Below are 1,525 nucleotides of genomic sequence, written 5' to 3'. Positions count from 1 at the left end.
TTATCCTCTACCCAACAAAACACCCAAATGATAAAATCTTGTTGTGACATAGCCTTTTGTTCCTTTATTTCTCTTTGTTTGTCAACTTAAAGTTATAAAGGAGCGGCTATGTCATTTCAACTCACCATAAAAGTCGAGCATCGCGTTAAATGTAGGTTAAAGAGACATGAAGTGTGGGGAAACTGATTACCCCACAGGGAAAAAATGAGGCCAGAGTGCTAATCAATGGGTTTAATGCGTAACCAAATTCTGTTTTTAAGTTCATTTAATTATCATACTTGAATAAGTACCACTACTTATTTTAATATTCTGAATTAAAAATAAATTTCGATTTAATCTGATAAATTTGGGATAGCTATGCGATTTACTCATGACAAAAAAATCAGGAAGTCAATAATTAAACTATTTACACTTACAGAACAAGTTACCTTACTCAAAAGTTTTGCATTAGTAAAAAATGAAACATCCTATGATTTTACCGCTTGGATAAAATGGCTGGCCTATGAAAATATGGAATCTGTAAAACGAGCCACTCTATTTTTTATTATAATCGCCATTGCATTATATATAATGACCTCCAAATTCAATTGGTTAAATTACCTTTTCTTTATCTATTTATCCGTTTCCTTTTTGAGAATATTAGAACAAGCTAAAGACATCGGTTACAGTTATTCCATAAGTATAAAACTGTTTTTGTTCGCTCTCACTAACAGAATATTTTTTGAGCCTCGATCAGAACACAAAAAATCAAGAAATGAATATAAAGATACTTAGCCATGAGTATCAAATTATAATTACAAGTATCATTTTATCTCATGACTGATTTCACTGAAATAGAACTATTCAATGGAAACTTTACGTACTGTCCGTTCAATAGGCTGACCATCGTCATCAAAATATCGACTAGGCCAGATTTCTGAGGGATGTATTTAAAGATAGTTGGCAATAATCCATTCGCCTTTCAGCCACGGACGACTAAGAGTGTTTGCCAGTGTAGATGAACTGAGTCCCGCTTCACGAGAAACAGCCGCTAAGGTTGTACCACGCTTACGCAATGCTGCGATAATGTCGGCTGATGCCAGTCATTTTTAACGTTACATTCCTGTTACCCCTTCCATTAATTAATATTGATGGTGGCGATAACTTAACATTGGATTTAACCCCGAGAGCAAAATATTGATAACTTGCCTGATGCCCTATCAGACAACTAAAGGGGCATTATAGCCTCATTCTCAATAAAAAAGATAAATGCCTCTTTTTGCTCTCTTCGTTGTGAATCTAAGGGGGAGTTTTCAGGATCAAAGCAAGATCAGCGTATAAAATTTCAGATAATTAATCTCAAAATCTTAGGAATAATTCATGATGTCGAAAACAGTGATCTTATCTGTATTGATCGTTTTCAGTATGAGTGTTACCTATGCAAACTGGTCACGCTCTCAATGATTAGATATTGTGATAAACTCCCTGCTTTTTATTATGGAGTGAGAGATGGCTAAAGTGGATGTGGTTTGTCGTTACTGTCATA

Annotated in this window: 1 pseudogene; it reads right to left on the bottom strand. The window is 34.6% G+C overall.

From position 1 onward, the window contains the following. Nucleotides 1–839: 839 nt before the first annotated feature. Nucleotides 840–1,096 (bottom strand): annotated as a pseudogene (locus Xets_RS18780) (helix-turn-helix domain-containing protein); the annotation flags it as partial. Nucleotides 1,097–1,525 lie beyond the last annotated feature (429 nt).

The sequence above is a fragment of the Xenorhabdus sp. TS4 genome (genome assembly GCF_014467265.1).
GTDB lineage: Bacteria > Pseudomonadota > Gammaproteobacteria > Enterobacterales > Enterobacteriaceae > Xenorhabdus > Xenorhabdus ehlersii.
Note: the sequence above shows the minus strand (reverse complement) of the source record. Positions and strands in the feature narration are given on the sequence as shown.